The sequence below is a fragment of the Actinocorallia libanotica genome, assembly GCF_039525175.1.
Lineage (GTDB): Bacteria > Actinomycetota > Actinomycetes > Streptosporangiales > Streptosporangiaceae > Actinocorallia > Actinocorallia libanotica.
In genome coordinates this window covers 1-26,722 of the sequence record NZ_BAAAHH010000035.1, presented here as the reverse complement: position 1 = coordinate 26,722, position 26,722 = coordinate 1, and the positions used below count along the sequence as shown (strand labels likewise).

Genomic DNA, 26,722 nt, shown 5'->3' with positions numbered 1-26,722 from the left:
GGGTAGGGATGGCCGGGGACGTGGAAGGAACCGGGGAGGCGGCATCCGGGCCGACGGGCGCGGAGTGAGCGTTATGGGGCTCTGTGGGGGGTGGGCGGAGCGGTGATGGCCGGTCGGGGGAACGGCGGCGGTCCGGCATTCCGGAGGACCGGGCCGCCGGGCGCATAGGGTGATCGGTGTGAACTCGCGGTTGAGGCCTCCCGCGCATCGGGTGTCGGCCCGCGCGATGGCCAAGTGGGCGTTGGAACTGCTGCTCGGCGGCGCGGTGCTGACCGGTTGCGCCTTCGCGCTGAGCGGCTGGGCCGCCGGCGCCGGCTGGGCGTGGCGACCGCCGTGGCTGCCGTGGCTGCCCTGGCTGGTGGTCGCGGTGACGGCGCTGTCCGTCCTGACCGTTCCGTACTGGCGGTACCGGGTGCACCGCTGGGAGATCAGCTCCGACGTGGTCTACCTGCGGATCGGCGCGCTGCAGCGGCAGTGGCTGCTGGTGCCGGTCAGCCGCATCCAGACGGTCGACGCCCAGCAGAACTGGCTGGAGCGGCTGCTCCGACTGGCCACCCTCCGGATCAACACCGCCTCGCACGAAGGGTCATCCGAGCTCGTCGGCCTGCCGCTGCCGACCGCCACCGACCTCGCCTCCGAACTGGCGCGCCGCGCCCACGCGCTGCGCGACGACGCCACATGAGCGGCGAAGGCCGTCGGCGCCCGCCTCCGGACGCGCCGCGCAGGCTCAGCCCCCTCACCTGGATCGTCGGAGCGGTCCGCGAGACGCTCGCGCTGCTCGCGGTGGCCGTGACCGCCCTGCTCGTCAGCGAGGGCGGGACGGGGCTCTACTTCGCGGCGGCGGCCCTGGGATTCGGGCTCGTCCACCAGGTCGTCCGCTGGTGGACGTTCACCTACACCGTGACCGACGACCGGGTCGTGCTGCGCCACCAGCTCATCGGCAGGTCGGTCAAGACGATCCCCCTCGAACGCGTCCGGGGCGTCGACATCACCGCCGGCTTCCTGCACCGGCTGCTCGGCCTGGCGGTCCTGCGCATCGACGCGGCGTCCGACGGCGACGAGGGCGTCCTGAACGCGGTGACCCGGCAGGAGGCGCAGCGGCTGAGGGAACTGCTGCTGGGCCGCCGGGAGGAGCCGTCGCAGGAGCACGTCCTCGCCCGCGCCGTCCCCTCCTGGTACCGGTACGCCCCGCTCAGCGGCGCCTACCTGCTGACGCCGTTCGCGCTGATCGGCAGCCTCCTGGGCACCCTCTACAACCTCAACAACGAGTTCGGCCTGGTCTCCGAGGGCACGCTCTCCCACCTGGGCGACACGGTCGTGGGCCTTCCCCCGATGCTGGGGATCCTGGCGCTCCTGCTGCTGGCGTTGATGATGCCCGTCGCGTCCGTCCTGGTCTTCACCTGGTTCAACTGGGACTTCACGCTGCGCGCCGTGCCCGGGGAGGACGAGAAGGGCGCGCTGGCCGCCGAACGCGGCCTGGTGTCGCGGCGCAGCGTGACCCTCGAACGGCGCCGTATCCGCGGTGTCGAGCTCCGCGACAACCCCCTGGAGCGCCGCAAGGACGTGGCGCGCCTGACGGCGCTCGTCACCGGCCTCGGCGACGCCGAGCACCGCGGGCGCCTGCTGCCCACGGCGCCGCGGACGACCGTCCTGCACGTGGCGGAGGAGGTCGTCGGCAGGTTCAGGGAGCCGCTGAAGGGCCACCCGAAGGCGGCGCTGACCCGCAGGCTCACCCGCGCGGTCCTGCCTCCGCTGGCCGTCTCCGTCCTGGCGGTCGCCAGCGGGCCGCTGTGGCTGGCGATCGTGGCGGCCGTCGCCACCGTGGCCGCCGTCCCGCTCGCCCTGGACCGCTACGCCCAGCTCGGCCACGCCTCGGACGGCGACCTGCTGTCCGTGCGCTCGGGCTCCCTCGTGCGCAACCAGCAGATCATCGAACACCGCGCGGTCGTGGGCTGGCGCTTCCGCCAGTCCCTCTTCCAGCGCCGCCGCGACCTGGTCACCCTGACCATCGCCGTCGGCGCCGGCGAAGGCTCCTACGACGCCCTCGACCTCTCCGAGGCGGACGCCCTGCGCCTGGCCTCCAGCGTCGCCCCCGCCTGGATCGCCCCCTTCCTCACGGACTCTCCGGCGGAGGCACCCGAGCCCCTGGCGGACGCGGTCGGGTGACCGTCCAGCGCACCAGAACGCGCGGCGGATGCTTCCGGACCCCTGTCGCGGCGACGGCCAGGGGCTGTCCGGTGCGGTACCGGACGGCCCCTGGCCGTGCTCTTCTTCGTCGCGGAGCCCCCTCCGCCCCGGCGGACCTCCCCGGGTCCCCCGGCGGGGCGGCCCGGTCAGGCGGGGAAGGCGGTCGTTCCGTGCGGGGCGCCGCCCTTGCGCGGGGCGCGCTCCTCCGACGGCTCGACCGAGTCGGGCACGGTGAGGAACCTGCCCTGCTCGGGGTCGAGGATGTGGACCTGGGCGGTCTCCAGGTCCAGGTACATGCCGACCAGTTCCAGCTCGCCCGTCTCCACCCGGTGCTTCAGCCAGGGGTAGGTGAGCAGGTTGTCCAGCTGCTGCATGACGTTGACCTGGCAGAGCCGGTCCAGCGGCGTCCGGGCGTCCTCGGGGTCCGGCTCGTGCAGGAACCTGTCGAGGCTGTGGTTGGCGTGCTTGAGCCAGTTCGACAGCTGGGGCAGGTGCTCGATCTCGGTGCCGCCGCCCAGCACACCGGCCATCGCGCCGCACATGGAGTGGCCGCAGACCGTGATCGTCTTGATGTTCAGCACGGACGTCGCGTATTCCACGGACGCCATCACCGAGTCGTCCGACACCCGCGCGCCATTGCGGGGAACAAGATTGCCGACATTGCGCGTGATGAAAAGATCACCGGGGCCGCTGGCCGTAATGAGATTGGGCACCACTCGTGAATCAACACAGGTGATGAACAAATGGTCGGGAGTCTGCGCCATGGAGAGCTCCGCCATGATCGGCCGTACCAGCCGGGCGGTGCTTCCGTGGTACTCGCGTACGCCTGCCAGCAGGATCTCTCGGGGACTCGCCTGCTCGAGCGCCTCGGGCCGGCGCCGGCCACGGTTCGCCCAGGGCGCCCACCAGCGGGAAGAACCCGCCGTCTTACGCGGAGGCGGGGAGCTTTCTCCGGTCATCGCACTCTCATACCAGGATTCGTGGATTTCATCGATATCGACTCTACCTCCCAGCCGTTCGTGGGAAACGCGCCAGGTATGGATGGCGTCGAACGCCGCATTGTCCATGAAGTCAACATCAAGGTCGAGATCCACCGGAGCACCCGCCGGGATCCCGGCGAGCACGGCCGCGAGGCGGGGCACGACCAGGAAGGTCAGCGAGCCCTCGACCACCACGTGCCACCGGCCGTCCCGCTGCTCGGTGCGCACCGACACCCGGGTGAGCCGCCGCAGCGCCAGGCACGCGACCAGCCCCATGCCGAGCAGGACGCCCTCGCCCACGCCCAGGACGACCACACCGCCCAGCGTCACCCAGTAGATCAGGCTCTCCCGGTGCGGGCGCAGGCCGCGCAGGTGCGACCGGTCGATCAGGCGAAGGCCCAGCGTCACCACCAGGGCCGCCAGCGCGGCCAGCGGGATCTGCTCCAGCACCGCCCCGCAGGACATGGCCAGCACCAGCACCCAGATCCCGTGCAGCACCGTCGAGCCGCGGGTCAGCGCGCCCGCCCGCACATTGGTGGTGCTGCGGACGATCACTCCGGCGACCGGCAGGCCGCCCAGCAGGCCGGAGACGAAGTTGCCCGCGCCCTGGCCGGCCAGCTCCCGGTCCAGGTCGCTGCGCGCCACGCCCACCGGGCGCATCCGGTCGATCGCGACGCTGCACAGCAGGGACTCCACCCCGGCGACCAGCGCCACCGCCACGACCGCGCCGACCACGTCCGGCAGCGCCCCGTCCGGGAGCGAAGGCGGCCCCCAGTGCACGAGCAGGCTGCTCGGCAGGTCCACGCGCGGCACGTCGAACCCGCCGAACCAGGCGACCGCGGTCGCCGCGGCGACCGCCACCAGCGGGGCGGGCACCCGCCGCCACGGGGTTCGCTCCCAGACGAGCAGCACCACGATGGTCAGCACCCCGAGGCCGGTCGCCAGGGAGTGCTGGGCGAGGACCTGCCGCGGCAGGTCCACCAGGTTGTCCAGGGCGGAGTCCTGCGGGCTGCCGCCCAGGACGATGTGCAGCTGGGACAGCGCCAGCACCACGCCGACGCCCGCCAGCATCCCGTGCACCACCGCCGGGGACACCGCCAGCGCGGTGCGGGCCACCCTGCTGGCGCCCAGCACGATCTGCAGGATGCCGGCGCACATGGTGATCGCGCAGGTCGCCCGCCAGCCGTAGGTCTCGATCAGGGAGAACATGATCACGGTGAGGCTGGCGGTCGGGCCGCTGACCTGCAGCGGTGAGCCGCCGAGCAGCCCCGCGACGACGCCTCCGACGATCGCGGCGATCAGACCCGCCTCGACCGGCGCGCCCGAGGCGACCGCGACGCCGAGCGAAAGCGGCATCGCGACCAAGAAGACCACGAACGAGGCGGGCACGTCCCGACCGGGCGCGAGAAAACGTTTCACTGCGGACTGCGATTCGACCGTCACACCACGTATCGAATCACATCCGGAGGGTGATCTAAGGCCTCTTTAGTGACGGTAATCGCGATAACTGTCCCACTCCTCAGTAGAGCGTTGGCCAGGCTGGTCTCCCTGCTGGCCTCCGTAGGACTGCTGATCGCCCGTGGGGGCGCCGTAGGGGGTGTTCTGGTCGCCCGGGAAGCTGGTTCCGCTGAAATCGCCGTAGCGGCCCGCTTCACCCGTTCCCTGCCCCTGCTGGGGCGAGCCGCCGTAGGAGGAGGAGCCCTGCTGGCCGTATCCGCCGCCCAGCGGGTCGTCGTAGCGGGGGGTGCTCTCGCCGCCGTAGGCGGGGGCGGACGGGTAGCCCTGCTCCGTGCTGCCGTAGGACGACGATCCGTACGTCGGGTCGTCGTAGCGGGGCGGCGAGGAGGGCTGCCAGCCGGAGCCGTAGTCACCGTCCGTCGAGTTCAACGGGTCGTTGAGCGGGTCGTTCAGCGGGGTCGAGCCGCCGTAGGCGGGGCCGTCGTCCTTGCGCCGGTCGGCCTGGATGCGCTGGAGCAGCTCGTCGACGGTCGGCAGGCGGGTGTCGCCGGTGTCGCCGGGCGCCTGCTGCGGCTCGGGCTGGCCGCCGTAGGACGGGGCACCGCCCAGCGGCGGGGTCAGCGGCGCCGACGGGCCGGTGGACGAGGGGCTCGCCGGGGGCGGGCTCAGCGGGCCGCCGCCGAGCGGACCCGTCCCCAGGGGGTTCTGCGGGCCGGTGCCCAGCGGTCCCGTGCTCTGCGGTCCCGTGCTCAGGGGGTTGGCGCCCAGGCTCTGGGGGCCGGTGCCCAGCGGACCGGAGCCCAGGGGCGCGCCGCCGAGCGGACCGCCCAGTCCCGCGCCGCCGACCTGGTAGACCTGCGTGGCCTCCGGGTCGCGGGCGGCGGGCCGGGCGAACGGGTCGGGCAGGCCCAGCGGGTCGGGCTGGGGCGGGGTCTGCGGGCGCGGCGGGTCGTAGGCCGGCTGCTCATAGGCAGGCTGCTCGTAGGCGGCGGGCTGGTCGTAGACGGCCGGCTGGTCGAACGCGGGCTGGTCGTAGGCGGCGGGCTGGTCATAGGCCGCAGGCTGGTCGAACGCGGGCTGGTCGTAGGGCGGGTCGAAGTCGCGGACGGCCGGCTGGTCGAACCGCGTCAGCGGCTCGTCGGACCGCCAGTCGCGCGCCGCGGGCTCCTGCTCGTAGCCGCCGGGAGCCTGCTGGTCGCCCTGGGCGGCGTAGGGGCCGTCGGCGTACTGCCCGCGGCCGTACTGGTCCTCGGCGTACTGGTCGTCGCCGTACTGGTCGTCGGCGTACTGGCCCCGGGCGTACTGGTCGTCGCCGTACTGGTCGTGGGCGTACTGCTCACCGGCGTACTGCTCGTTGTAGCCCTGGTCGCCGTAGCCGTCGGCCTGGTACTGGTCGTACCCGTCCTGGTCGGCGGCGGCCGGCTCGGGCTCGGCGGCGTTCAGGGGGTCGGGCTCCGGGCCCTGCTCGGCGCCCTGGGCGCCCTCCTGCTGCCAGGGGAACTTGGGCTTGTCGAAGGTGATCGTCGCCCAGTAGTCGTCGTCGCCCATCCGGTCGGACTTGCCCTTGCCCTTGGCCTTGGCGCGGCCCGGCTCGGCGGCGGGCGCGGACAGCGGGCCTCCGGCGACCCTGCGGTCGGCGGCGCCGTCCTCGTCCTGCTCGCCCGGGCGCCGGCCCTTCGCCGGCGGCTCGTCGCTCATCCAGTCCTCGTCGTCCTGATGGCGCCCTTCGCGCATGCCCATCACGACGAAGACCACGATGAGGCCGACCAGCAGCACCAGACCGCCGACAACGACAAAGATCATTGCTCCACCCCATGCCATGGCCGGGCGGGGAGGTCCGGCCTCACTCCGAAAAGCTCTGTCCCGATGATCGTCCGGGGCGCACCGGGCGCCCCGCTCCCCATCCCTGTGCTCGACGAGACCCCCGGGCGGACGGACTGACCGTTATGGCCTCCGCCATGCCCTTCGTGAGCATCTACCATCACACGATCTCCGCTGTCTCTGCCACAGATACGCCGACTCTCATGAGTCGGCGCTCTGCCCCAGATAGCCGGTGATCCGCCCCCAGGCGACCGTCCGGTCGGCGATGGCGGGCAGGGAGTGCTTCAGCTCGGCCACCTGGTCGGCGGGCACGGGCTCCTTGAGCGCGTAGACCGTGTACCGGTACCGGTGCCGCTCCCCCGCGGGAGGACAGGGCGCCGCGTAGGACGCCTGGCCCGCCGAGTTGCGGCCCTGGACCGCGTGGTCGGGCAGCGAGGCCTCCACGAGGTCCGCGGTCGTTCCGTCCAGATTCGCGAGCACCCAGTGAATATAAGTGCCCCCGCGAGCGTCCGGGTCGTCCACGACGATCGCGAAGGACTTCGCCTCGGGGACGCCCGACCAGTGGAGCGGCAGCGTCCTGCCCTGCCCGCCCTGCGCCTCGCAGGCGTAGCGCGCCGGAATGTCCTTGAGGTCGCTGAAGGCGGGACTGCTGACGGTGAACTCCGCCACCTCTCCGCCGCCGGATCCGCTGCCGACGACGCCGCAGCCCGACATCAGGGGCGACAGCAGGGCCGCACCGAGGACGGCGGCCCGTCCCGAAGTCATTTTCATCCGATCAGCACTCCCGGCCGACGATCGTACGCGAGGGGGGCGCGTGGCGCGGTCCCGCCGGACCACCCTACGGCCTCGGGCCCGGCGGCGGTCCGGCTTCCACAGGCTCGGACGATCTCCGGCCGGCGGTGTGAGCTTCGTCATGCGGAGGGAACGAGAACTTCGCTCCGGGGAAACTTGTGGCGTAGTTCACGTGCCTAGATCGCTCCAAATTTACACCTTGGGGAATTTTCATGAATCTTCCCCTGTTTTGACGTGGTGTAGACCAGAACGCGTCCGCTACATTGTGAATGTCTTCACAAGGTGATCCACGAGGAGCTCTGAAATGGCCAGAAGGCCTGCCGCGAACCCTGACGCCCCGCACGTCCTCATCGTCGGTGGGGGCTACGTGGGCCTCTACACCGCGCTCAGCCTTCAGAAGAAGCTGAAGAGCGAGCTGAAGCGCGGCGACGTCAGGGTCACGATCGTCGACCCGCAGTCGTACATGACCTACCAGCCCTTCCTCCCGGAGGCCGCCGCGGGCAACCTCTCGCCCCGGCACGTCGTGGTGCCGCTGCGCCGGGTCCTGCCGAAGATCGACATCGTGACCGCGCGGGTCACCGAGCTCTCCCACGCCGAGCGCTGGGCGATCATCCAGCCGGTCGAGGGCCCCCCGCAGCGCATCTCCTACGACTACCTCGTGATGGCCGCGGGCTCGGTCTCGCGCACCCTGCCGATCCCCGGCCTGGCCGAGAACGGCATCGGCTTCAAGACCATCGGCGAGGCCATCCACCTGCGCAACCACGTCCTGGCCCAGCTGGACATCGCCGCCTCCACCGACGACCTCGAGGTGCGCAAGCGGGCGCTGACCTTCGTCGTGGTCGGCGGCGGCTTCGCCGGCGTCGAGGCCCTGGCCGAGATGGAGGACATGGCCCGCGACGCGATCCGCATGTACCCCAACCTCCGCTCGGACGACATGCGCTGGGTGATGGTGGAGGCCTCCGACCGGATCCTGCCCGAGGTCGGCCCCGAGCTGGGCCGCTGGACCGCCGAGCAGCTGCGCGGCCGCGGCATCGAGGTCAAGCTGAAGACGTTCCTCACCTCCGCGGTCGACAAGCAGATCGAGCTGTCGGACGGCGAGAACTTCCCGACCAACACCCTGGTCTGGACGGCCGGCGCCAAGGCCAACCCGCTCGCCAAGTCCACCGACCTGCCGATCGACGAGCGCGGCCGCGTCAAGGGCAACGAGTACCTGCAGATCGAGGGCACCGTCCGCGCCTTCACCGCCGGTGACAACGCGGCCATCCCCGACCTGACCAAGGAGGGCGAGTTCTGCGCCCCCAACGCCCAGCACGCGGTGCGCCAGGCCAAGGTCCTGGCCGAGAACCTCGTCGCTGCGCTGCGCGGCAAGGCCCTCAAGCCCTACCGCCACGCCTACGTCGGCTCGGTGGCGGGCCTCGGCCTCCACAAGGGCGTCGCCCACGTCTACGGCATCAAGCAGCGCGGCATCGCCGCCTGGTTCATGCACCGCACCTACCACCTGTCCCGCGTCCCCACCTTCAACCGCAAGGTCCGCGTGGTGGCCGACTGGACCCTCGCCCTGTTCTTCAAGCGCGAGACCATCTCCCTCGGCAGCATCGAGCAGCCCCGCGAGGAGTTCGTCCTCGCCGCCGCCTCGGACCGCCCCGCCGAGACGACCGCCGCGAAGTAGCCGAGCCCTTCGCGAGAAAGGCGCACGCCCCCGCCGGGGGCGTGCGCCTTCCCCTTTCCCCCTCGCCTTACCGCCCACCGGAACCGGCTAGACTCGACCCCACGGCGGACGAGCCGGCCGGGCGGCCGCGTCGGGGGATCTCCCCCGCCGAGGAAAGTCCGGGCTCCACAGAGCAGGGTGGTCGGTAACACCGACCCGGGGCGACCCGCGGGACAGTGCCACAGAGAACAGACCGCCTCCCGCTCACGCGGGCGGTAAGGGTGAAACGGTGAGGTAAGAGCTCACCAGCGCACGGGGCGACCCGCGCGGCTAGGTAAACCCCACCCGGAGCAAGACCAGACAGCGGACGCCCGAGGGCTGCTCGCCCGAGTCCGCGGGTAGGTCGCTGGAGGACGTCGGCAACGACGCCCCGAGATGGATGGCCGCCACTCCCCTTCACGGGGAGCCACAGAACCCGGCTTACAGGCCGACTCGTCCGCCGCCTTCATGACAAGCCCCAGGTCGACGACCCGGGGCTTCTTCGTCGATCAAGGCCGATCAGGCCGGAATGCCCAGAGGGCGACCTCGAAAGCGATCGCACCAGAACCGGTCATGCTGAACGACGAGCCCGACCAGCGCACGGACAAGCGACGAAGAACCCATGAGGGCATCCTCCCCGGTGCCAGTGACAGCGGGAGCGCCTGCCGCGAAGCACTCGAAGCCGTGCCCGATCGAGGGGTGACCAAGCAGGAGGATTCCTAGTCGGCTGCCGAGGATGCGGAACGCAGGCGCTCGGCCTCTGCTCCAGCGGCCCTCCCCGTCTCCGCCACCTCGTGGAGCAGCGCCCGGAGCACGGCGACGGGAATCGGCTCATCCGAGTAGAGCGACGCTTCGCAAGGACGCTCAAGATCTTCATCCGGCACCACCACGAGAGCCACCTCAGAAATACCTTGATCGGTCTCCTTCGTCAGCTCCACGCTCCATGCCTCTTCCGAAAGGCCGTAGACGCTCTGAAGAGCGTAGACACCGTCACCGAACTCGAACAGCGCTCTGGGCATCCCTGCATCCTGGCACCGCCGAAGTGGAAGGCATGGAACCGCGGACGCGGCCGGCCTGGATGAGGAGTGGAGCGCGGTTACTCCTCCATGTGTTCCGCGTCGTCAGGGACCCACGGAAAGGGGACTTCGGGCCAGCGGGCAGCGGCCCACGCATCAAGGTCAACGGCGAGAACGGCATCGATGAAAGCTTGCGGCGGCCGGTACCCGTGCGCGGTGATGTAGTGGGCGACCAGGACCGGGGCGGCGTAAGCCACCCCAGGCGGCCCAGGGATCCGGACTTCGCCGTTCCCTTCCGGGGCCTCTTCCGGTGGGCAGAGGTCGCACTCATGCGTTCCGAGGCACTGGTTCATCCACTGGATCTCCCGGATGGCCTCCAGCCTCTCGACGGCTGCGGCGGGGACCGGGCCCGTGAAATATGGCCTGCCAGCCTCCAGCCAACCGACGTTCAAACGCTTGTACGCAGGGCGGTACCACAGCTCATGGAGCTCCGGCCCCCTGCCCGAGAACGCGTCCAAGACCTGGTAGTCGTACTCGGTGAGATCCTCATAGAACATCCGCACATCCTCGCTGTGCGGTTCCATCCGGAGAGGGATGGGGTGGAGCGGTGGGTCAGGGGTTTGTCGCGGTGGCGTCGGGGAGTTGTGGGGGGCAGGGGCCGCCGGGGCGGGTGGCCAGTTCGAAGTGCCACATCTCGTTGGTGTAGATCTGGCAGAGGCCGAAGGCGGGGCCTTGGCGGCCCAGCCAGTCGGCGGCGTCGGTCGGGCCGATGTCCACGGCCTTTCCCTCGACGTGGGCCGACTTCTCGGGGGGAAGGACGTAGCGTTCGGCTGCTTTTCGACCGCCGTACCGGGTGATGGCCTGGGAGAACAGGCGGCGCTGGTAGTCGGCGCTGCGCCAGCCGGAGGTGATGAACAGGTCCACGCCGTCGGCCTTCGCCTTCGTCGCCGCCTCGCGGACGGCTCGCAGCAGCCTTGCGTCCAGTTCGGTGATGGCCGCGTGGTCGTTGGCGAAGGGGTCCAGGCCAGGGGTGGCGGTGATGCGCCCGTCGCCCCGGGGCGAGCGGGTCGGGGCCGCGGAGTCGGACGGGGGGTCCTGCGCGGCTGGCCGGCCGCAGCCGCTCAGAGCCAGGACCAGGGTGCTCGCGGCGAACAGGGGCGGAAGAAGACGAGATCGCATACGGCACACCGCATCTCAGCCCGTGTTGCCAGGCCGTATGGCTTTTCACATACCTTTTCGATAGATGCTCCTGCTTAGGGTGACCTGGCTGGTGGTGGTCGAGGTCGAATCGGGGTTTCCATGCGTGTGCTCGTCGTCGAGGACGAGATCTACCTCGCCGAGGCGATCCAGAGCGGCCTGCGGCTGGAGGCGATCGCGGCCGATCTCGCTCCGGACGGGGAGGCGGCGCTGGAGCGGCTCGGCGTCCACGACTACGACGTCGTGGTGCTCGACCGCGACCTCCCCGGCGTGCACGGGGACGAGGTGTGCCGGATCATGGTCGAGCGGGGGCTGGGGTGCCGGGTGCTCATGCTCACCGCGGCCGCCGGCCTCACCGACAAGCTCGACGGCTTCCGGCTGGGCGCCGACGACTATCTGACCAAGCCGTTCGACCTGCCCGAACTCGTGGTGAGGCTGCGCGCGCTGGCCCGCCGCCCGGCGCGGGGGACGCCGCCGGTCGTGGAGCACGCCGGGATCAGGCTCGACCCGTTCCGCCGCGAGGTCCACCGGGCGGGACGCCATGTGGCCCTGTCCCGCAAGCAGTTCGCCGTCCTGGAGATCCTGATGACCGCGCGCGGCGGCGTCGTCAGCGCGGAGGAGCTGCTGGAGCGGGCCTGGGACGAGAACGCCGACCCGTTCACCAACGCCATCCGCATCACGATCTCCGCCCTCCGGTCCCGGCTGGGCGGGCCCTCCGTCATCGTGACGGTGCCGGGCGTCGGCTACCGGATGGACGAGGGGACGCCTCGGCCGTGACCGCGAGACTGCGCCTCACCCTGGGTTACGCGTGCTTCCTCGTGGGCGCGGGAGCCGTCACCATGGCGATCATCTATGTGGGGATCCGGTATGTGCCCAACTACCCCCTCACCGCGGCGAACCCCCGGGACACCAGAACGGCGCCTTCGCGCGAGGAGATCCTCGACACCCTGCTGAAGGCGTCGGGTGCCGCGCTGGTGGTGCTGGCGGTGATCGGCCTGGTCGGCGGCTGGCTGCTGGCCGGATGGGTCCTGCGGCCGCTCCAGCACATCAACCGGGCGGCCGTGCGCGCCGCGAACGGCTCCCTCGACCACCGCGTCCGGCTGACCGGCCGCAAGGACGAGTTCACCGCCCTCGCCGACACCTTCGACACCATGCTCGACCGCCTGCAGCGCTCGTTCGAGGAGCAGCGCCGCTTCGCCGCCAACGCCTCCCACGAGCTGCGCACCCCGCTGGCCATCACCCGGACCATGCTCCAGGTCGCCCTCACCGACCCCGACGGCCCGGACGACCGCCTCCTGACCAGGCTCTACGAGACCAACCAACGCGGCATAGAGATCATCGACGCGCTCCTCCAGCTGTCCTCTCTCGACAGGACCCCCCTGGCCACCGCCCCGGTCGACCTCGCCACCGCCGCGGCGCAGGCGCTGGAGGCCACCGAGACCGAAGCCGTCCAGCGCGGCGTCACCATCTCCACCGATCTACGACCCGTCGTCGTCCAGGCCAACGACGCCCTCCTGCGGCGGGCCATCGGCAACCTCCTCGAAAACGCCGTCCGCCACAACCTCCCCACCGGCGGCTCCCTCACCCTCACCACCGGCCCCGACCCCTCCGACGACGAACGCGCCCTCCTCACGGTCACCAACACCGGCCCCCACATCCCCGCCGACGCCGTAAAGACCTACCTGGAACCCTTCCTCCGAGGCCGTGGCCGCACCGCCGACCCCGACCCCACCCGCCGCGGCCACGGCCTGGGCCTCACCCTCACCTCCCGCATCACCACCGCCCACCACGGCGCACTCCACCTCGCCCCCGCTCCCCAGGGCGGCCTCACCGTCCGCCTCTCCCTCCCCCTCGCCCCGCCCGACCACCAGGCCGCACCCGCGACCCGGACCTAGCCACCGACGACCCCGATCCACCGGGGTCCGGGAGGTCGAGCCGGTAGAGGCGGTCGCCTCGGCGGGAGTGGAGCCACAGGCTGTCGTCGGTGAAGGAGAAGCGGTCGGCCCAGACCTCTCCGATGCCGTCGATGATCTGGAAGGCCGAGCCGTCCAGGCGCCAGAAGGCGAGTCGGCGGCCCATGATCTCTTGGCCGACGGCGATGCCTCGGTCAAGGTCGACCGCCATGCTTTCGACGCTGCTGATGAACCTCGTGAGGTCTTCGTCGGGCCGGCCGGAGAACAGTGGTCTGTCAGGTTCTCGCAGGGAGCGCAGGCTCCATGTGCCGTTCTCCTCGTGGAGGCCGATGCCTTGGGCGGCTATGACCTTGGTGAAGCCCGCCAGGTGGGTGACCGGGGCGTCGTCGCGTAGGAGGTGCCAGGCCGGAGTGCTTCCATCGCAGCTCGCCAGGACGGCCATGTCGCCTGTGTCCGGGTGGAGTTCCATTTCCTCCACGCCGAAGGTTCTTCCCCGGCAGACCAGGTCGGGGGAGGACTCGCTCCGGCCGGTGCGCGGGTCGTATCGGATGATCCGGCCGTTTCCGTCGCCGGAAAGCTGGTGGGCGAGGACGAGGCCGCCCGAGTACGCCGAGCCTCGGAGGCCCGCGGAATCCATGCCGGTGTCCCAGATCTCGGTGAGGGTGAGCCTGTCGTAGCCGACGATGCCGCGGTCGTGCACGACGGCGAGGGTGTCCTTGTCCGCGACCGTCCGCAAGGCTCTGCGGCCGCCGAGGTCGAGTCGGCGCGTCTCGCCCGAGTCGAGGTCGACGACCGTCGCCGAGGTGCGCTCCAGGGACGAGCCGAACCACGCCCCGTCGCAGAACTCCCCCTCGCCGAGGCGGTCATGGCGGCCGGGGCCGGACTTGCCGCCGACCTGGATCACGCGGTCGAGCAGGGCCGGCTGGCGGACCGTGCCGTCGGCGTGCTCGATCCGGCGGGTCGGGCCGTCCACGACGGTCACGCCGCCGTCCGCACCGCCCACGGCCGCGTACCGCAGGCCGGGGGCGACGGCGACGGCCGAAGTCCCGCCGTCATGGATCGACGTGCGCGCCCACCCGGCGGACCTCTCCTCCTGGCCGGCGTCCTCGAGTTCGGCGTAGAGCACGTTCTCCTCGATCGCCAGGTCCCAGACCAGGACGCCGATGCCGTGCTGCCTGGACGCGACATACCGTCCGTCCGGGCATGAGGCGACCGGTGTGCACAAAGTGCTCGGCTGTCGCTGCAAGGTCCAGGGCTGCCTCAGCTTCCGCCCCGAGCCGCCGAATCTGGCGAGCTTCTCCACGCCGTGGTTGAGGGTGGCGAACCGGTAGACGTTGTCGGTGACCGGGGAGAACCGCGCGTACATCTCCGTGACGCTCTCGGCCTCCCACTGCGCGACGTCGACACGGCCGACCTGCCTGCCCGTCTCCAGGTTCACCACGACGCCCCTGGGAGGAAGCCGCTCGCGCCGGGGCGGGGTGCGAACGGCGACGGCGTGCGCGCCTTTCCGGTCGATGTCGAGGTCGTGGTGACCCTCCTCCGGCAGCGGCGTGCTCCGCGCCGTCCGCCAGGCGTCGCCCGCACGCTCCAGGGTGTGCACGGCGGGCCCGGCGACGGCGAAGACCTTCCCTGCCCGTGTGCACAGCGCCCCGATAGGCTCGCCGAGCGCGGGGCCTTCGCGAAGCGAGCCGTCCGCACCGAACCTGACGAGCCGATCGCCCGCAGCGCCCAGAACCTCCCCGTGCCCCCATGTGAGCGCGCCGACCGGAACCTCGCTCCGCCAGACCGTGCAGAGCCCGTCGAGCAGCGGCCCCGGCCCTTCGCCCACCCGCAGCGCCTCGACGGTCCCGTCCTCGCGGGCCACCACGAGCGTCCCGGTGAGCGCGAGCAGCGCCGTCACCGGCGAAGCGGAGGGCTTTCCGACCTCCCCTGTCACCGGCCACCGATACTCCTCGGAGTCCGCCCCTACCCGCTTCTTCCTCGAACCCCGCGTGGTCTCCGTCATCCGCGTCACGCTAATGACTCCCTTGACACAGGGCCCTCGGATCTCCCCCGGCCAGGACAACAACGGGACACCCGTCCCGGCCCTGCCGTGACCCGTGATGGAATCCTCACGTGTCCGCCGTCCCGATCCTGCCCGAGGCCCACCGGTCCGCCGTGGAGACCTTGTGGGACTACCACCGCCTGGACCATCCGCTTCGTCCGGTGGATGTCGGTATCGGCTTGGGCAGCCATGATCTGGGAGTGGCCGTCCACACCGCAGAGCTCTTCCACCGGGGCGTCTTCCCCCGCATCGTCTTCACCGGTGCCAACGCCCCCACCACGCTCGCCCGTTTTCCCCGCGGTGAAGCAGTCCACTACCGGGAGCACGCCATCGCCTCAGGCGTCCCCTCAGAAGTGATCCTCACCGAGACCGAGGCCACCAACACCGGCCAGAACATCGCCCTCACACGTGAACTTCTGGCCGCCCGGGGCATCGAGGTACGCTCGGCCTCCCTGATCTCGCGTCCCTACCAGCAGCGCCGCGCCTACGCCACCGCCAAGAAGCTCTGGCCCGGACTCGACATCATCTGCGCCTCCAGCCCCCTGCCCCTGGACGAGTACATCCACGGCATCGGAGACGTCACCCGCGTCATCAACATGCTCGTAGGAGACACCCAGCGCATCATCGAATACCCGAAACGCGGCTACGCCGTCCCCCAGCACATGCCGGCCCACGTCCAGGCCGCCTTCCGGCACCTGGTCGCCGCCGGCTACACCGACCGGCTCCTTTGATCTCCCGCAGCAGGTCTGTGCGGCCAGGTGGAACTTCCTCGTGGGGAGCGGAGGACTTCGACGAACTTGATCTGGTCGCATTCACATCGGGCGAAGAAGGTCATGAAGACCTCAGGAAGCGGCTTGCAGGAACAGGAGGCCCAGCCAGATCCAGCCGCAGATGATCGTCACGCGCTGGATGAGGCCCGTGTACGCGGCGTCGGTCTCCCAGGCGTGGCCGAAGGCCAGGAAACCGGCGGTGAACGCGGTGGCGGTGAGGCCCGAGTACCACTTCCAGACGGGGTCCTCCAGGACGAAGGCCGCGATGAACGCCGCCGCGGGCAGGGATGTGAAGACGGCCATTCCGGCCTGATCGTGGAGATGGTGCCGGGAGGACAGGTCTTCGGGGGTGCCGTCGGGGGTGCCGGGCGGGTAGCCGCGCATCGGGTCCATCGGGAACACGCCCGACGCCACGAGCGCGAGGCCGAACACGCCGGTCGCGATGGCGAGGAGAGGGCTGCCGGTCGCGTCGCCGAGGGGCGCCGCGGCCGCTGCGACCGCCAGGCCGCACACGATGAAGTTCGCGGTCTGGAGCCGGCCGCGCGGGCCGAGGGCCAGGGCGCTGACCGGGTGCCGGATCTGCCGGTAACCGGGACGGGTGGAGCCGTCCAGCAGGAAGACCACGGGGAACAGCCACGCTCCGGCCGCGCCGGTCCAGAGCAGCGTCGTCATACCGGGAGCCTCTCGTCGCGGGGGGCGCATGGCCTCCTGTGGCGGATCTTCGACGGTCGAACGAATGAAATGGACACATGATTCGCGCTTTCGGCGGCTTTTTTCAGAGTGATCAAGCCGCAGGACGGGATCCGCGTAGCGTCGGAGCATGCTGATATGGATCAACGGGCCTTTCGGCGGCGGGAAGACGCAGGCGGCGTACGCGCTGCAGCGGCGGCTTCCGGGAAGTGTCGTCTGCGACCCCGAGGAGGCCGGTCTCGGACTGCACCGGATGACGCCCGCACGGCTGCGAGGTGATTTCCAGGACCTCCCGGCCTGGCGGCAAGGCGTGTACGAGGTGCTGGACCTGGTGCTCTCCCGGCATGGGGGCCCGGTGATCGTGCCGATGACGGTGGTGGAGGCGGACTACTTCCAGGAGACCGTCGGGCGGCTGCGGGAGCGGGGGCACGACGTGCGGCACTGCGCTCTGCTCGCCGAGCGGAGGACCGTGCTGCGGCGCCTGGAGAGGCGGGGGCTCGGGAGGGTCGTGCGGGTCGTGGCGGGCGGGGAGGCCGCCCTGCGCCGGGTGGACTTCGCGGTGCGGAAGCTCGACCGGTGCCTGGAGCGGTTGGACCGTCCGGAGTTCGCCGTCCACGTCCGAACCGACCGCCTCACGGTCCCCCAGGTGGTGGAGCGCGTCGCCGAGGCGGCCGGGGTGCGGCTCGGCCCGGACGCCGACGGCGCGCTGAAGGGCCGTCTGCACCGGGCGTGGACCGAGATCAGGGAGATACGGCTCTGATCCCCGGCCGAGGGGGTGCCTCCGTCCCGCGGCACCCCCTGGAAGGCGCTCAGGGCAGGTAGTGGGTCTCGTTGAAGGAGCGGACGACCCCGGGCCCGTCGGCGTACCAGTCGACGGTGCTCAGCGAGGCGGTGTCCAGGTGGAGCCGGTACAGGGCCGTGGTGGAGGCCTCCAGCGCCTGCTGGACCATGAGCTTGATGGGCGTCACGTGGGAGACGACCAGGACCGTCTTCTCGCGGTGGCGGACCAGGAGCTTGTCGCGGGCCGTGGCGACGCGCCGGGCCACGGCGGTGAAGCTCTCGCCGCCGGGCGGGGCGCAGGACGGGTCGGCGAGCCAGGCGGAGAGCTCGTCGGGCCAGCCCGCCTTGGCCTCGGCGAACGTCAGGCCCTCCCAGGCGCCGAAGTCGGTCTCGCGGAAGCCCTCCTCCACCCGGACCGGGACGCCGATGACGTCCGCGACGGCCTGGGCGGTGTCCCGGGCGCGGCTCAGCGGGGAGGTGACGATCACATCGACGCCCCGGCCCGCCAGCGCCTTGGCGGCGGCCTCGGCCTGGAGGCGGCCGTGCTCGGTCAGCGGGGTGTCGCCGGCGCCGGCGAAGCGCTTCTCGACCGACAGGGGCGTCTGGCCGTGGCGCAGCAGCAGGGTGCGGGTGGGGACGGTGGACGGCGGCACCCAGGCCCTGTCCTTGGCGGCCTCCGGGGAGGCGGCCTGGGTCTTGGGCGACAGCTCCGCGACGTCCCCCGAGGGCGCCCACTCCTGGCCGCGGGCGGCGGCGTCCATGGCCTCGTTGGCCAGCCGGTCGGCGTGGGAGTTGCGGGCGCGCGGGATCCAGCCGTAGGAGACCGACGTGAAGTCCGAGGCGATGCGGCGGGCCTCCAGAGCCAGCGGCTTCATGTCGGGGTGCTTGATCTGCCAGCGGCCCGACATCTGCTCCACCACCAGCTTGGAGTCCATGCGGACCTCCACGCGGGCCGCCGGGTCGAGCTCGCGGGCGGCGCTCAGCCCGGCGATCAGGCCGCGGTACTCGGCGACGTTGTTGGTGGCGCGGCCGATCGCCTCGGCGACCTCGGCCAGCACCTCGCCGGTGAGGGCGTCGCGGACGACGGCGCCGTAGCCGGCGGGGCCCGGGTTGCCCCGGGAGCCCCCGTCGGCCTCGATCGCCAGCCTGCGGCTCACAGCCCCGACTCGGGGGTGCGGACGAGGATCCGGCGGCACTCCTCGCAGCGGACGACGTCGTCGGGGGCCGCGGCGCGGATCCGGTTGAGGTCGGAGGTGTTCAGCGCCAGCATGCAGCCCTGGCACTGGCCGCGGGTCAGGGCGGCGGTGCCCACCCCGCCGAACTGCTCGCGCAGCTTCTCGTGCAGCGCCAGGAGGTCGGCGGGGACGTCCGCGGCGACCCCGGCGCGGGCGGAGCGCGTCAGCTCGGCCTGGCCGTCGATCTCCTGCTCGGCCTTGGCCTTGCGGGTGCCCACCTCGGCCAGGGCGGCCTCGAGCTCGGCCTGCTCGGCGCGCAGGGCGGTGACCTGGGCCTCGGCCTCCTCGCGGCGCTCCATGATCTCCAGGACGACCTCCTCGAGGTCGCCCTGCCGGCGCTGCAGCGAGGCCAGCTCCGACTGCAGGCTCGCCAGGTCCTTGGCGGAGGTGACCATGCCGGAGTCCAGGCGCTTGGAGTCGCGGTCGGCGCGGACGCGGACCTGGTCGACGTCCTGCTCGGCCTTGGTCTGCTCCCGGTCGAGGTCGCTGACGTCGGTCTCGGCGGTGACGAGGCGGTCGCGCAGCTCGCCCGCCCGCTCCTGCAGGGCGGCCAGCTCGGCGATCTCCGGCAGGGTGCGTCTGCGGTGGGCCAGGCGGTCCAGGCTCGAGTCCAGCTCCTGGAGGTCGAGCAGGCGCTGCTGGTCTCGGGGTGCGGCTTTCACTGAGCTCCTTCAACGGCATGGGACCACGCGTCGGTGACCAGCGTGGAGATACGGGTCTGCACATACGGGCCGAGCACGGCGGCCAGGTCGGCCAGCCAGGGCCACTCGGTCGCCCAGTGCGCGGCGTCGACCAGCGCCATCGGGCTCCGTTCCAGCGACTCGGAGGCCGGGTGGTGGCGCAGGTCGGCGGTGAGGTAGACGTCGGCGCCCGCGGCGCGGGCCGTCTCGATCAGGGAGTCGCCCGCTCCCCCGCACACCGCGACGGTCCGCACCGGGCGGTCGGGGTCGCCGGCGGCGCGCACGCCCCAGGCGGTGCGGGGCAGCCCGGCGGCGGCCCGCGCGGTGAACTCCCGCAGCGGGATCTCCTCGGGCAGCTCGCCGATCCGGCCCAGCCCCCGGCGGGGGTCGGCGTCGGACGGGCTGAGCGGGCGCAGCGGCCCGGTCAGGCCGACGGCGCGGGCCAGCGCGTCCGACACGCCCGGATCGGCGACGTCGGCGTTGGTGTGGGCGGTGTACAGGGCGCAGCCCCCGGTGATCAGCCGGTGGACCGTCCGCCCCTTGGGGGTGGTCATCGCCACCGCGTTGACCGGCCGCAGCAGCAGCGGATGGTGGGTGACCAGGAGCTGCGCGCCCTCGGCCAGCGCCTCGTCGACCACCGCGGCCGTCGGGTCGACGGCGAGCAGCGCCGAGGTCACCTCGGCGTCCGGGTCGCCGCAGACCAGGCCTACCGCATCCCAAGACTCCGCCCAGGAAGGGTCGAATCGGGCCTCGATCACCTGGATGAGTTCGGAGAGACGCACGTCCCGCAGGTTATCGTGGTTTGGCACCGGTCTTCCTGGATCCGGCTCCGGCGGCTCCGGCCCGTGGCTATCGTGCACGGACCGGGGCCGGATCCGGCCGGGCCGGCGGGATCAAACCCGGGCGTCGAATCGTTGGAGAGTTCGTGAAGTCACCGTTCCGCCGCCGTCGCAAGCGGTCGAAGAAGGCCGACGAGCTGGCCCAGAAGGCCAAGCTGGAGGCCAAGATGGCCGTGCCCGAATGGGCTCAGGAGGGCACCGGAGGCGGTGGCCTGATGAGCGCGCTGCGCGGCGACGGCGAGGCCGGTGCCGGGTTCGGCGCGGGCATCTTCGAGGATCTCCACTCCGCGTTCAGCGGCGCGAAGAAGATCCAGCTCCAGGAGCAGGAGGCCGAGAAGCTGCGCCGGGTCGACGACCAGCAGCAGGCCGGCACGGGCGGGAACGACCGCCCCGACCTGGATTCGGGCCGGATCCGGATCCGGCCCGCCAAGCGCCCCGATGCGCCCGCCGCCCCCGAGGGGGACGACGGGACCCCGTCCGGAAGCTGATCCGCTAGGAGCGGGAGGCCAGCCTCTCCCGCTGCCCGCGGGGCGCGCGCAGCCCGTGCCGCACGGATCCCTCGGCCAGCCAGGCGTCCAGCCGGGCCCAGGTGGTGCCGCGGGCTCCGCGGCCGCTCAGCACGCCCAGGTGCCCGCCCGGCGCGGTGACGAACCGTACGTCGGGCGAGCGGGGCAGCAGCCGGGTGAGCGGGTGCACCGTCCGCCAGGGCGCCGTCCGGTCGTCGCGTCCGGCGATCACCAGCACCGGCACCCGCACGTCCGCCAGGGCGACGCGGCGGCCCGCGATCTCCACGTCGGCCAGGGCGAGGGCGTTCCCGGGAAAGAAGCGCTCGTACAGCCGGTCGGCGGATCGGTCCGACATGTGCGCGGTGAACGCGTCGACGGCCTCGATCTGCGCCAGGAAGTCGGTGTCGTCGAGACGGGTCAGCATAGTTATCGGACGTGTCAGAGATATGCCGATTTCCCGAATCCGATTCCGGTCTCCGGCCACCGTCCGTGAAATTCCCTCGAAAATCAGGTGCGCCACTCCGGCGGACGCGGCGGGGCGCGCGGCGTCCGCGTCGACCCGCGCGGCGACCGAGGTGATCGAGGCGACGGGCAGCGCGGGGCGGGCCGCCGCCGCCAGCACGCACAGGACGCCGCCGAGGCACCAGCCGACCAGCTGCACCGGCTGGCCGTCCACGTCCCGGCTGACCCGGGCGACGGCCCGCGGCAGCACCTCGTCCACCCAGGTCTCCAGGCGCGGCTCGCGCGGGGAGCGCAGGCCCGGCGCGTGGTCGAGCAGGTAGACGCGGTGGCCGGTGGCGACCAGGTGCTCGGCCAGGCTGCAGCCGCGCCGCAGGTCGAAGGCCGCGGCCGCGGCGGGCGCCGGAGGCGGCACGAGCAGCACCGGTGGACCCGTCGGTATCACCTTCCCCGAGGGCCGGTAGCGGTAGAGCGCGTGGCGCGGCCCCTGGTCGACCAGGTCCGACGGCGTGGGCCGCAGATCGGCCAGGCTGCCGCTCAGCAATTTTCGAGTCACATTCGAGGCGGCGTCTCGGACGCTCCGGGGAGAGGGCGGCATCATCATTTCATTCACGACCCATCACGAGACGATTGCAAGGACCGGACCCGGCCATCCTTACATCTGTGATGAACCACACTTGCACCGGATCCCGTGTGGCAAATCACGGGATCATGTACAAAGCGTTAAATCAGCCTCCCACCACGGAGCGTGAGCATCGGGGTCATGGCGCCGCCCGGCAGTCGTCCGGCCCGTACACGTCCCACAGCTCGCCGAGGAAGAAGCGCCCGAAGCGGTGCAGGGCGGACGCCCCGTCGGGGCCCTCGGTACGGAACGTGGTGAGCTGCTCCAGGAAGTCGGCCAGCCGGATGTGCAGGGTGCCGGCGCCCAGCGCACGACCCTCCGGCTCGCCCTCGCCCGTGTGCCCGGCGTGGACGCGGTAGTACAGCGTCGTCGTGTCCGGCCAGACGCGGGTGGGCGGCCCGTCGCAGAGGTTCTTCCAGCCCGCGAGGGTGCGCGGCTCGCCCCGCACGTCGGTGAAGTGCAGCCGGTAGCGCATCTCCTTGTGCCCGCCGCCGCCGTCGTCCGGCACGAACAGGTGGAACCGGCCCCGCTCGACCCTGCGGCGCCCGCCTCCGCCGGGCCAGTCGATCCAGCCCTCGGCGCGCGCCTGCCGCTGCGGGTCGGTCAGGAAGCGCTCCACGTCGTCGAGGGTGATGGTGAGCCGGAACGCCAGCCGCTCGCCCCGCTCGCCGGTGCACGGCTCGGCGGCCCCCGCGACGTACCGGCCCTTCATCTCCTCGGTGAACGACAGCGACGTGCGCCCCTCCGCACGCCCGCCGCCGTCCACCTCCCCTCCCGGCGGGGCGGAGCCTTTGGCCGCCCCGGCCCCCGGACCCAGATCCCCGTGGATCATCTGCCTGCACATGCGCTCGGACAGCGCCGCGATGGTCAGCGCCGGGTTGGCGCCGACCGGGCCGGGCAGCGCCGCGCCGTCGGCGACGTACAGGCCGGGCAGGCCGAAGACCTCGCCGAACCGGTCGCAGACGCCCTCGCCCGGGTGCCGCCCCAGGGGCGCGCCGCCCAGCGGGTGCACGCTGATGACGCGTTTGCGCAGCCACAGCGGGTTGTCCTCGTAGTCCGCGCCCAGGACGTCGCCGATGCGCTGCATGGTGGTGCGCAGCCGGTCGAAGTACTCGCGGCTGGTCTTCACCGACCAGTCGGCGGTGAGCCTGCCCGCGCGGTCCAGGGAGAGCACCCCGTCGGGGACGTCGCGGCCCATGCCCAGCATCGGCAGCGTGCCGACCGTGCGGGTGCCTCCGGCCAGCTCGGCGAGCTCGGCCGACAGGTTGGTGTCGGGCTCGCCGGAGAGGAACTGCAGGAACCGCTCCCACAGGAACTCCGCCGCCCGGGTGATCTGCCCCGGCACGTCCAGGCCCTGGCGCACCCAGTCGACGAACGCCGGGTACCCGCCGTCCTCGATGTAGGCGCCGCGGCCCTGCCCGCCGTCGAGCTCGTCGGGGAGGCGGATCGCGCTGGTGATGACGGGCGCCCCGCCCGGGTCGAGCGGCTTCCTGTCCCGGCCCGTGGCGTTGAACAGGAACGTCAGCAGGTCGCCGTTGCCGGAGAAGCGGGTGCCGAGCGCGCGGCTCATACCCGGCAGCCGCGAGCCCAGCAGGAGGCGGGTCGTCCCGTACGTCCCGGCCGCCAGGACCAGCCGGGCGCAGCCGAGGGTCCCCGCGGCGCGGCCGCCGGTCTCCGGGTCGTGCCGGACGTAGTCGACGAGGTAGCCGCCGCCCTCCCGGAGGCGGATGCCCTTGACCTCCGTCAGCGTCCGCAGGTCCGCTCCCAGGTGGGCCGCGGCCGACAGGTACGTGTGGTCCAGGCTGTTCTTGGACCCGTCGTTGCAGCCGATGTCGCACTCGCCGCACAGCCTGCACGTGGTGCGCAGCGCGCCGTGCAGGTTGGGGTACGGCTGCTCGGCGAGCGGCACGCGCGGTCTCGGCACGGCTTCAGGATGCTCGGCGAAGCTGATGGCCAGCGGCGGGCGGAACCATTCGAGCCCGAGCTGGGCGGCCGCGTCCTGCATCGCCTGCGTCTTGCCCGTCTCGGAGTACGGCGCGTGCTCCACGGGGTAGCGCTGGACGCCGATCATCTTCTCGACGGCGTCGTAGTGCGGTTCGAGGTCGGCTCTGGTCACCGGCCAGTGCTCGTACCCGCCTCCGGGGAGCGCCTGCTCGTGGACGAACCACTTCTCGTCCTTGCGCAGCAGGACGTTGGCGTAGATGAGCGAGCCGCCGCCGAGCCCGGACGACACGACGGCGTCGCAGCCCTGGAAGCGCCAGACGTCGAACATGCCGTACAGGCGCTCGGACGGGTCCCAGAACGCCTTGCCCATCTCGGCGGGCGACCGGGGGAAGTCGCCGGGCGCGTACGGGCGCCCCCGCTCCAGCACGACCGTCGCGAGCCCCGCCTCGGCGAGCCGGTAGGCGGCCACCGCGCCGCCGAATCCGGACCCGACGACCACCGCGTCCACGTGCTCCATGCTCTTCAAGGCCCTCAGACCGCTTTCTCATGCAGAAAATCGACAATATGCGGGAAAACCTCAAGGTGCGCGTTCCGCCCGATGAACGGATCGGCGTGCCCGTAACCGGGCAGGACCCGCAGCGCGTGCCGACCGGGAGCCGCCCGCTCCAGCTCCCGGTAGGTGACGATGTTGGAGTCGGTGAACACCCTGTTCTCCGATCCGGCGAGGAGGAGGACGGGCGTGCGGACGTCCTCGAGCCCGGTGAGGGCGTCCGGCAGCCGCGCGTCCTGCTCGTCCCACTTCACGATCCGCTCCGCGGTCGCCATCCGGCGGATGTGCCGGCCGTAGCCGCCGCCACCCGTGCGCACGGCCCGCGTCGCGTGCGGGGCAGGCCCGGCCATGCCCATGATCTGCGGGGCGAGCGCGGGGCTGAACCGCAGCCGGGCGCGGGCCCGGCGGGACAGCCGAGGGTGCAGCGAGACGCTGTTGGACACCACGCTCGCCACCCCGTCCGCCAGCCCGGCGAAGAGCGAGGTGAGGAAGGTGACCGAGCCGAGGCAGTGGGCGACCACGTGCACCCGCCGGTCCCCCACCGCCTCGCGCAGGCACTCCAGCGCCGCCGGATGGTCGTAGGCCGCCACGTCGTCGAGGGTGAAGCAGTGGTCCTCGGCGGCGTAGGGCAGCCGGCTGCTCATCCGGTGGTCCAGCGTCCACACGTCGGTGAACCCCGCCTCCAGCAGGGCGGAGACCAGGTTGGGGCGGCCGGTGCGGGTGAACATCTCCCGGGAGCCGGCGAGCCCGTGGACGAGCAGCACCACGTCGCCGCAGTCCGCCCGGTGGAAGCGGGTCAGGCTGAGGCCCAGGCCGTCCGCGGTGGCGAAGAGCCGCTCGGAGACCACCACGTCGGTCACCCCCTCGAAGGCGGGGCGCCGCGTTTCCGTCGCCATCCACGACCTCCTCTCCACGTCACCAGCACCCTCCCGCATCCACCGGATCGGAGCATCGTGGTCAACCCTGATTCCGACCCGTAGACGCCGCCGGGGACACCTAGGAGGCGCTCAGCGCGCGTTCCTGCGCAGGTGCCGCAGGATGTGCGGGAACACGTCGACGTGGACGTCCTTGCCGATGAACGGGTCGACGTGCCCGTACCCGGGCAGGATCACCAGCTCGTGCAGGCCGGGGCTGACCTTGTCCAGCTCGCGGTGGCAGACGATGTTGGAGTCCTCGAACACCCGGTTGTGGTCGCCGGTGAGGAACAGCATCGGCGTGGTGATCTTGGCGCCCGCCTCCAGGTAGTCCGCGGGCAGCTCGGGGTGCTCGTCGTCGTAGGTGACGGCGTGCCCGGCCTCGACCATCTTGCGCATGTGCCGGTAGTAGTGCAGGCCGTTGGCGCCGAAGAGGTCGGCGACCCGGTGGTGGGTGACGGGGTCGAGGTTCTCGTGCCGCCACAGGCCCGGCCTGCCCGCCCCCCACATGAAGCTGATCATGTGGCAGGCGCGCACGTCGCACTCGGGGTGGAAGAGCGAGACCAGCCGGGAGAAGGCGCCGCCCCGGCTCAGCGGCGAGGCCTCGCCGTACCGGGAGTCCAGGATCGACAGGCCCCAGACGTACTCGGTGAGCGGGACGCCGAACCGCAGCTTGAACCGGGACCAGGCGGGCACCCGCGTCACCAGGGAGACGCTGTTGGAGGTGAAGCTGGCGATGTCGCCGGTGAGCCCGGCCGCCATGCTCATCGAGAACGACACCGCGCCCAGGCACTGCGCCACCACGTGGACGCGCCTGCCCTCCCCGATCCTGCGGCGCAGCTCGGCGAGCCCGGCGGGGTGGTCGTACCGGGCGATGTCGTCGAGGGTGTGCCGGTTGGTCTCGGTGTCGTACGGCAGGCGGTTGCTCATCCGGAAGTCCAGCGACCACACGTCGGTGAACCCGTTGTCCAGCAGGTAGGACACCAGGTTGGTGTGCTCGGGCATGATGAACATGTCGGTGGACGCCGGCAGCCCGTGCAGCAGCAGCACCACGTCGTCGCAGTCGGCCCGGTGGAACCGGGAGAGTTTCAGGCCGAGGCCGTCCCCGGTGGTCACCGGGTACTCGCTGATCTCGGCGCCGGACACGCCCTCGGTGGTGAACCTTGCGATATGTCCGCTCATGCGGATGCCCCTTCTCGTAGCCTCTCGGTCGCGCGCGCTCCGAGTGTCGGGCAGGCGCGGCGGACCGGGCATCGGGGGGAACCCCGATCTTCACTCCTAAGAGTCCGCAGGTGGCCGCGGGGTCGGCCGCGCGCCGTCGCCGTCGCCGGCGAGCTCGTGGATCGCGGCCACGACGCCCACCCGGGAGGCGACGCCGAGCTTGGCGAAGATGTTGGACAGGTGCGTCTCCACGGTGCGGACGCTGATGACGAGCCGGTCGGCGATCTGCTGGTTGCTCAGGTCCTCGGCGACCAACTGGGCCACCTCCAGCTCCCGGCGGGACAGCCGGGACGGGCCGCCGCCCCTGCCGCCGGGCGCGGGCACCCGCTCCCCGGCCCGGCGCTGCTCCCGCACGGTCAGCGCGAGCAGGCCGTGCGCGCCCGCCGCGGCGAGGATCTCGGCGGGCGCCGCGCGCTG

Annotated in this window: 24 protein-coding genes and 1 other RNA gene; 9 read left to right on the top strand and 16 right to left on the bottom strand. The window is 71.9% G+C overall.

Going from position 1 to position 26,722, the window contains the following annotated elements; all coding sequences use genetic code 11:
• The first annotated feature begins 178 nt into the window (after window positions 1–178).
• Entirely contained in the window at window positions 179–682 is a 504-nt protein-coding gene (locus ABD140_RS31505; protein WP_344245008.1) for a PH domain-containing protein, read from the top strand.
• Window positions 679–2,166: a PH domain-containing protein gene (locus tag ABD140_RS31500; protein ID WP_344245006.1), complete on the top strand. Its 1,488-nt coding sequence runs from the start codon at window positions 679–681 to the stop codon at window positions 2,164–2,166. Before ABD140_RS31505 ends, ABD140_RS31500 begins: the two co-directional genes overlap by 4 nt.
• A 167-nt stretch (window positions 2,167–2,333) precedes the next feature.
• Here the strand turns inward: ABD140_RS31500 and ABD140_RS31495 are convergent, their stop codons facing one another.
• The 3 genes from ABD140_RS31495 to ABD140_RS31485 form a co-directional block, all read right to left on the bottom strand.
• On the bottom strand, window positions 2,334–4,556 hold the full coding sequence (locus tag ABD140_RS31495; RefSeq protein ID WP_344245098.1) for a SulP family inorganic anion transporter: 2,223 nt from the start codon (window positions 4,554–4,556) through the stop codon (window positions 2,334–2,336).
• Window positions 4,557–4,652: 96 nt separating this feature from the next.
• Window positions 4,653–6,428: a hypothetical protein gene (locus tag ABD140_RS31490; protein ID WP_344245004.1), complete on the bottom strand. Its 1,776-nt coding sequence runs from the start codon at window positions 6,426–6,428 to the stop codon at window positions 4,653–4,655.
• Window positions 6,429–6,647: 219 nt separating this feature from the next.
• Window positions 6,648–7,211, bottom strand: a complete 564-nt coding sequence (locus tag ABD140_RS31485; RefSeq protein ID WP_344245002.1) for a YbhB/YbcL family Raf kinase inhibitor-like protein — start codon at window positions 7,209–7,211, stop codon at window positions 6,648–6,650.
• Between the two features lie 331 nt (window positions 7,212–7,542).
• Between ABD140_RS31485 and ABD140_RS31480 the strand changes: the two genes are divergently transcribed.
• Both ABD140_RS31480 and rnpB read left to right on the top strand, forming a co-directional pair.
• Window positions 7,543–8,907 carry an NAD(P)/FAD-dependent oxidoreductase gene (locus ABD140_RS31480; protein ID WP_344245000.1) on the top strand — a complete coding sequence of 455 codons (1,365 nt, stop codon included), beginning with the start codon at window positions 7,543–7,545 and terminating at the stop codon, window positions 8,905–8,907.
• Between the two features lie 109 nt (window positions 8,908–9,016).
• An RNA gene (rnpB, locus tag ABD140_RS31475) (RNase P RNA component class A) lies at window positions 9,017–9,385 on the top strand.
• Between the two features lie 259 nt (window positions 9,386–9,644).
• Here the strand turns inward: rnpB and ABD140_RS31470 are convergent.
• The 3 genes from ABD140_RS31470 to ABD140_RS31460 all read right to left on the bottom strand — a co-directional run bounded on the left by ABD140_RS31470 (window position 9,645) and on the right by ABD140_RS31460 (window position 11,120).
• Window positions 9,645–9,944, bottom strand: coding sequence for a hypothetical protein (locus ABD140_RS31470; RefSeq protein WP_344244998.1), 300 nt, complete (start codon window positions 9,942–9,944; stop codon window positions 9,645–9,647).
• A gap of 77 nt (window positions 9,945–10,021) precedes the next feature.
• Window positions 10,022–10,498, bottom strand: coding sequence for a DUF7919 family protein (locus tag ABD140_RS31465; RefSeq protein ID WP_344244996.1), 477 nt, complete (start codon window positions 10,496–10,498; stop codon window positions 10,022–10,024).
• A 55-nt stretch (window positions 10,499–10,553) separates the two neighbouring features.
• Window positions 10,554–11,120 carry a M15 family metallopeptidase gene (locus tag ABD140_RS31460; RefSeq protein ID WP_344244994.1) on the bottom strand — a complete coding sequence of 189 codons (567 nt, stop codon included), beginning with the start codon at window positions 11,118–11,120 and terminating at the stop codon, window positions 10,554–10,556.
• A gap of 120 nt (window positions 11,121–11,240) precedes the next feature.
• Here ABD140_RS31460 and ABD140_RS31455 point away from each other — a divergent pair, with 120 nt between their 5' ends.
• Both ABD140_RS31455 and ABD140_RS31450 read left to right on the top strand, forming a co-directional pair.
• The gene (locus ABD140_RS31455; protein ID WP_344244992.1) at window positions 11,241–11,915 is read left to right on the top strand and encodes a response regulator transcription factor; all 675 of its coding nucleotides are present in this window, start codon (window positions 11,241–11,243) and stop codon (window positions 11,913–11,915) included.
• On the top strand, window positions 11,912–13,033 hold the full coding sequence (locus tag ABD140_RS31450) for a sensor histidine kinase (RefSeq protein WP_344244990.1): 1,122 nt from the start codon (window positions 11,912–11,914) through the stop codon (window positions 13,031–13,033). The genes ABD140_RS31455 and ABD140_RS31450 overlap by 4 nt, the downstream gene beginning before the upstream one ends.
• Here ABD140_RS31450 and ABD140_RS31445 read toward each other — a convergent pair.
• On the bottom strand, window positions 12,966–14,951 hold the full coding sequence (locus ABD140_RS31445; protein WP_344244988.1) for a WD40 repeat domain-containing protein: 1,986 nt from the start codon (window positions 14,949–14,951) through the stop codon (window positions 12,966–12,968). The genes ABD140_RS31450 and ABD140_RS31445 overlap by 68 nt on opposite strands.
• Before the next feature lie 215 nt (window positions 14,952–15,166).
• Here ABD140_RS31445 and ABD140_RS31440 point away from each other — a divergent pair, with 215 nt between their 5' ends.
• Window positions 15,167–15,826, top strand: coding sequence for a YdcF family protein (locus ABD140_RS31440; protein ID WP_344244986.1), 660 nt, complete (start codon window positions 15,167–15,169; stop codon window positions 15,824–15,826).
• 111 nt (window positions 15,827–15,937) lie between these two features.
• Here ABD140_RS31440 and ABD140_RS31435 read toward each other — a convergent pair whose 3' ends face one another.
• Window positions 15,938–16,537: a DUF998 domain-containing protein gene (locus ABD140_RS31435; RefSeq protein ID WP_344244984.1), complete on the bottom strand. Its 600-nt coding sequence runs from the start codon at window positions 16,535–16,537 to the stop codon at window positions 15,938–15,940.
• A 148-nt stretch (window positions 16,538–16,685) separates the two neighbouring features.
• On the opposite strand from ABD140_RS31435, the gene ABD140_RS31430 reads away from it, so the two are divergent.
• Window positions 16,686–17,315 carry an AAA family ATPase gene (locus ABD140_RS31430; RefSeq protein ID WP_344244982.1) on the top strand — a complete coding sequence of 210 codons (630 nt, stop codon included), beginning with the start codon at window positions 16,686–16,688 and terminating at the stop codon, window positions 17,313–17,315.
• Window positions 17,316–17,364: 49 nt separating this feature from the next.
• Here the strand turns inward: ABD140_RS31430 and ABD140_RS31425 are convergent, their stop codons facing one another.
• The 3 genes from ABD140_RS31425 to ABD140_RS31415 are packed head-to-tail and all read right to left on the bottom strand — an operon-like array spanning window position 17,365 to window position 20,032.
• Entirely contained in the window at window positions 17,365–18,492 is a 1,128-nt protein-coding gene (locus tag ABD140_RS31425; RefSeq protein ID WP_344244980.1) for a bifunctional RNase H/acid phosphatase, read from the bottom strand.
• On the bottom strand, window positions 18,489–19,232 hold the full coding sequence (locus ABD140_RS31420; protein ID WP_344244978.1) for a zinc ribbon domain-containing protein: 744 nt from the start codon (window positions 19,230–19,232) through the stop codon (window positions 18,489–18,491). The genes ABD140_RS31425 and ABD140_RS31420 overlap by 4 nt, the downstream gene beginning before the upstream one ends.
• Complete coding sequence (locus tag ABD140_RS31415) at window positions 19,229–20,032, bottom strand: Nif3-like dinuclear metal center hexameric protein (protein ID WP_344244976.1); 804 nt, start codon at window positions 20,030–20,032, stop codon at window positions 19,229–19,231. Before ABD140_RS31415 ends, ABD140_RS31420 begins: the two co-directional genes overlap by 4 nt.
• Window positions 20,033–20,175: 143 nt before the next feature.
• On the opposite strand from ABD140_RS31415, the gene ABD140_RS31410 reads away from it, so the two are divergent.
• Entirely contained in the window at window positions 20,176–20,577 is a 402-nt protein-coding gene (locus ABD140_RS31410) for a DUF6191 domain-containing protein (protein WP_344244974.1), read from the top strand.
• Window positions 20,578–20,581: 4 nt separating this feature from the next.
• On the opposite strand, the gene ABD140_RS31405 is transcribed toward ABD140_RS31410, so the two are convergent.
• From ABD140_RS31405 to ABD140_RS31385, 5 genes are all read right to left on the bottom strand, one after another.
• Window positions 20,582–21,598: an alpha/beta fold hydrolase gene (locus tag ABD140_RS31405; protein WP_344244972.1), complete on the bottom strand. Its 1,017-nt coding sequence runs from the start codon at window positions 21,596–21,598 to the stop codon at window positions 20,582–20,584.
• 217 nt (window positions 21,599–21,815) lie between these two features.
• Window positions 21,816–24,137, bottom strand: a complete 2,322-nt coding sequence (locus tag ABD140_RS31400) for a GMC oxidoreductase (protein WP_344244970.1) — start codon at window positions 24,135–24,137, stop codon at window positions 21,816–21,818.
• A 14-nt stretch (window positions 24,138–24,151) separates the two neighbouring features.
• Complete coding sequence (locus tag ABD140_RS31395) at window positions 24,152–25,066, bottom strand: alpha/beta hydrolase (protein WP_344244968.1); 915 nt, start codon at window positions 25,064–25,066, stop codon at window positions 24,152–24,154.
• A gap of 111 nt (window positions 25,067–25,177) precedes the next feature.
• Entirely contained in the window at window positions 25,178–26,266 is a 1,089-nt protein-coding gene (locus ABD140_RS31390; protein WP_344244966.1) for an alpha/beta hydrolase, read from the bottom strand.
• A 96-nt stretch (window positions 26,267–26,362) separates the two neighbouring features.
• The coding region (locus ABD140_RS31385) for a response regulator transcription factor (RefSeq protein ID WP_344244964.1) at window positions 26,363–26,722 on the bottom strand (360 nt) is incomplete at its 5' end.

Bases quoted from the DNA above. Each gene is read 5' to 3' on its own strand.
- ABD140_RS31485 (WP_344245002.1), bottom strand. From the start codon at position 7,211: ATGACTTCGGGACGGGCCGCCGTCCTCGGTGCGGCCCTGCTGTCGCCC.
- ABD140_RS31480 (WP_344245000.1), top strand. From the start codon at position 7,543: ATGGCCAGAAGGCCTGCCGCGAACCCTGACGCCCCGCACGTCCTCATC.
- ABD140_RS31455 (WP_344244992.1), top strand. From the start codon at position 11,241: ATGCGTGTGCTCGTCGTCGAGGACGAGATCTACCTCGCCGAGGCGATC.
- ABD140_RS31400 (WP_344244970.1), bottom strand. From the start codon at position 24,137: ATGGAGCACGTGGACGCGGTGGTCGTCGGGTCCGGATTCGGCGGCGCG.
- ABD140_RS31465 (WP_344244996.1), bottom strand. From the start codon at position 10,498: ATGTTCTATGAGGATCTCACCGAGTACGACTACCAGGTCTTGGACGCG.
- ABD140_RS31470 (WP_344244998.1), bottom strand. From the start codon at position 9,944: ATGCCCAGAGCGCTGTTCGAGTTCGGTGACGGTGTCTACGCTCTTCAG.
- ABD140_RS31500 (WP_344245006.1), top strand. From the start codon at position 679: ATGAGCGGCGAAGGCCGTCGGCGCCCGCCTCCGGACGCGCCGCGCAGG.
- ABD140_RS31390 (WP_344244966.1), bottom strand. From the start codon at position 26,266: ATGAGCGGACATATCGCAAGGTTCACCACCGAGGGCGTGTCCGGCGCC.
- ABD140_RS31395 (WP_344244968.1), bottom strand. From the start codon at position 25,066: ATGGCGACGGAAACGCGGCGCCCCGCCTTCGAGGGGGTGACCGACGTG.
- ABD140_RS31430 (WP_344244982.1), top strand. From the start codon at position 16,686: ATGCTGATATGGATCAACGGGCCTTTCGGCGGCGGGAAGACGCAGGCG.
- ABD140_RS31490 (WP_344245004.1), bottom strand. From the start codon at position 6,428: ATGATCTTTGTCGTTGTCGGCGGTCTGGTGCTGCTGGTCGGCCTCATC.
- ABD140_RS31435 (WP_344244984.1), bottom strand. From the start codon at position 16,537: ATGACGACGCTGCTCTGGACCGGCGCGGCCGGAGCGTGGCTGTTCCCC.
- ABD140_RS31460 (WP_344244994.1), bottom strand. From the start codon at position 11,120: ATGCGATCTCGTCTTCTTCCGCCCCTGTTCGCCGCGAGCACCCTGGTC.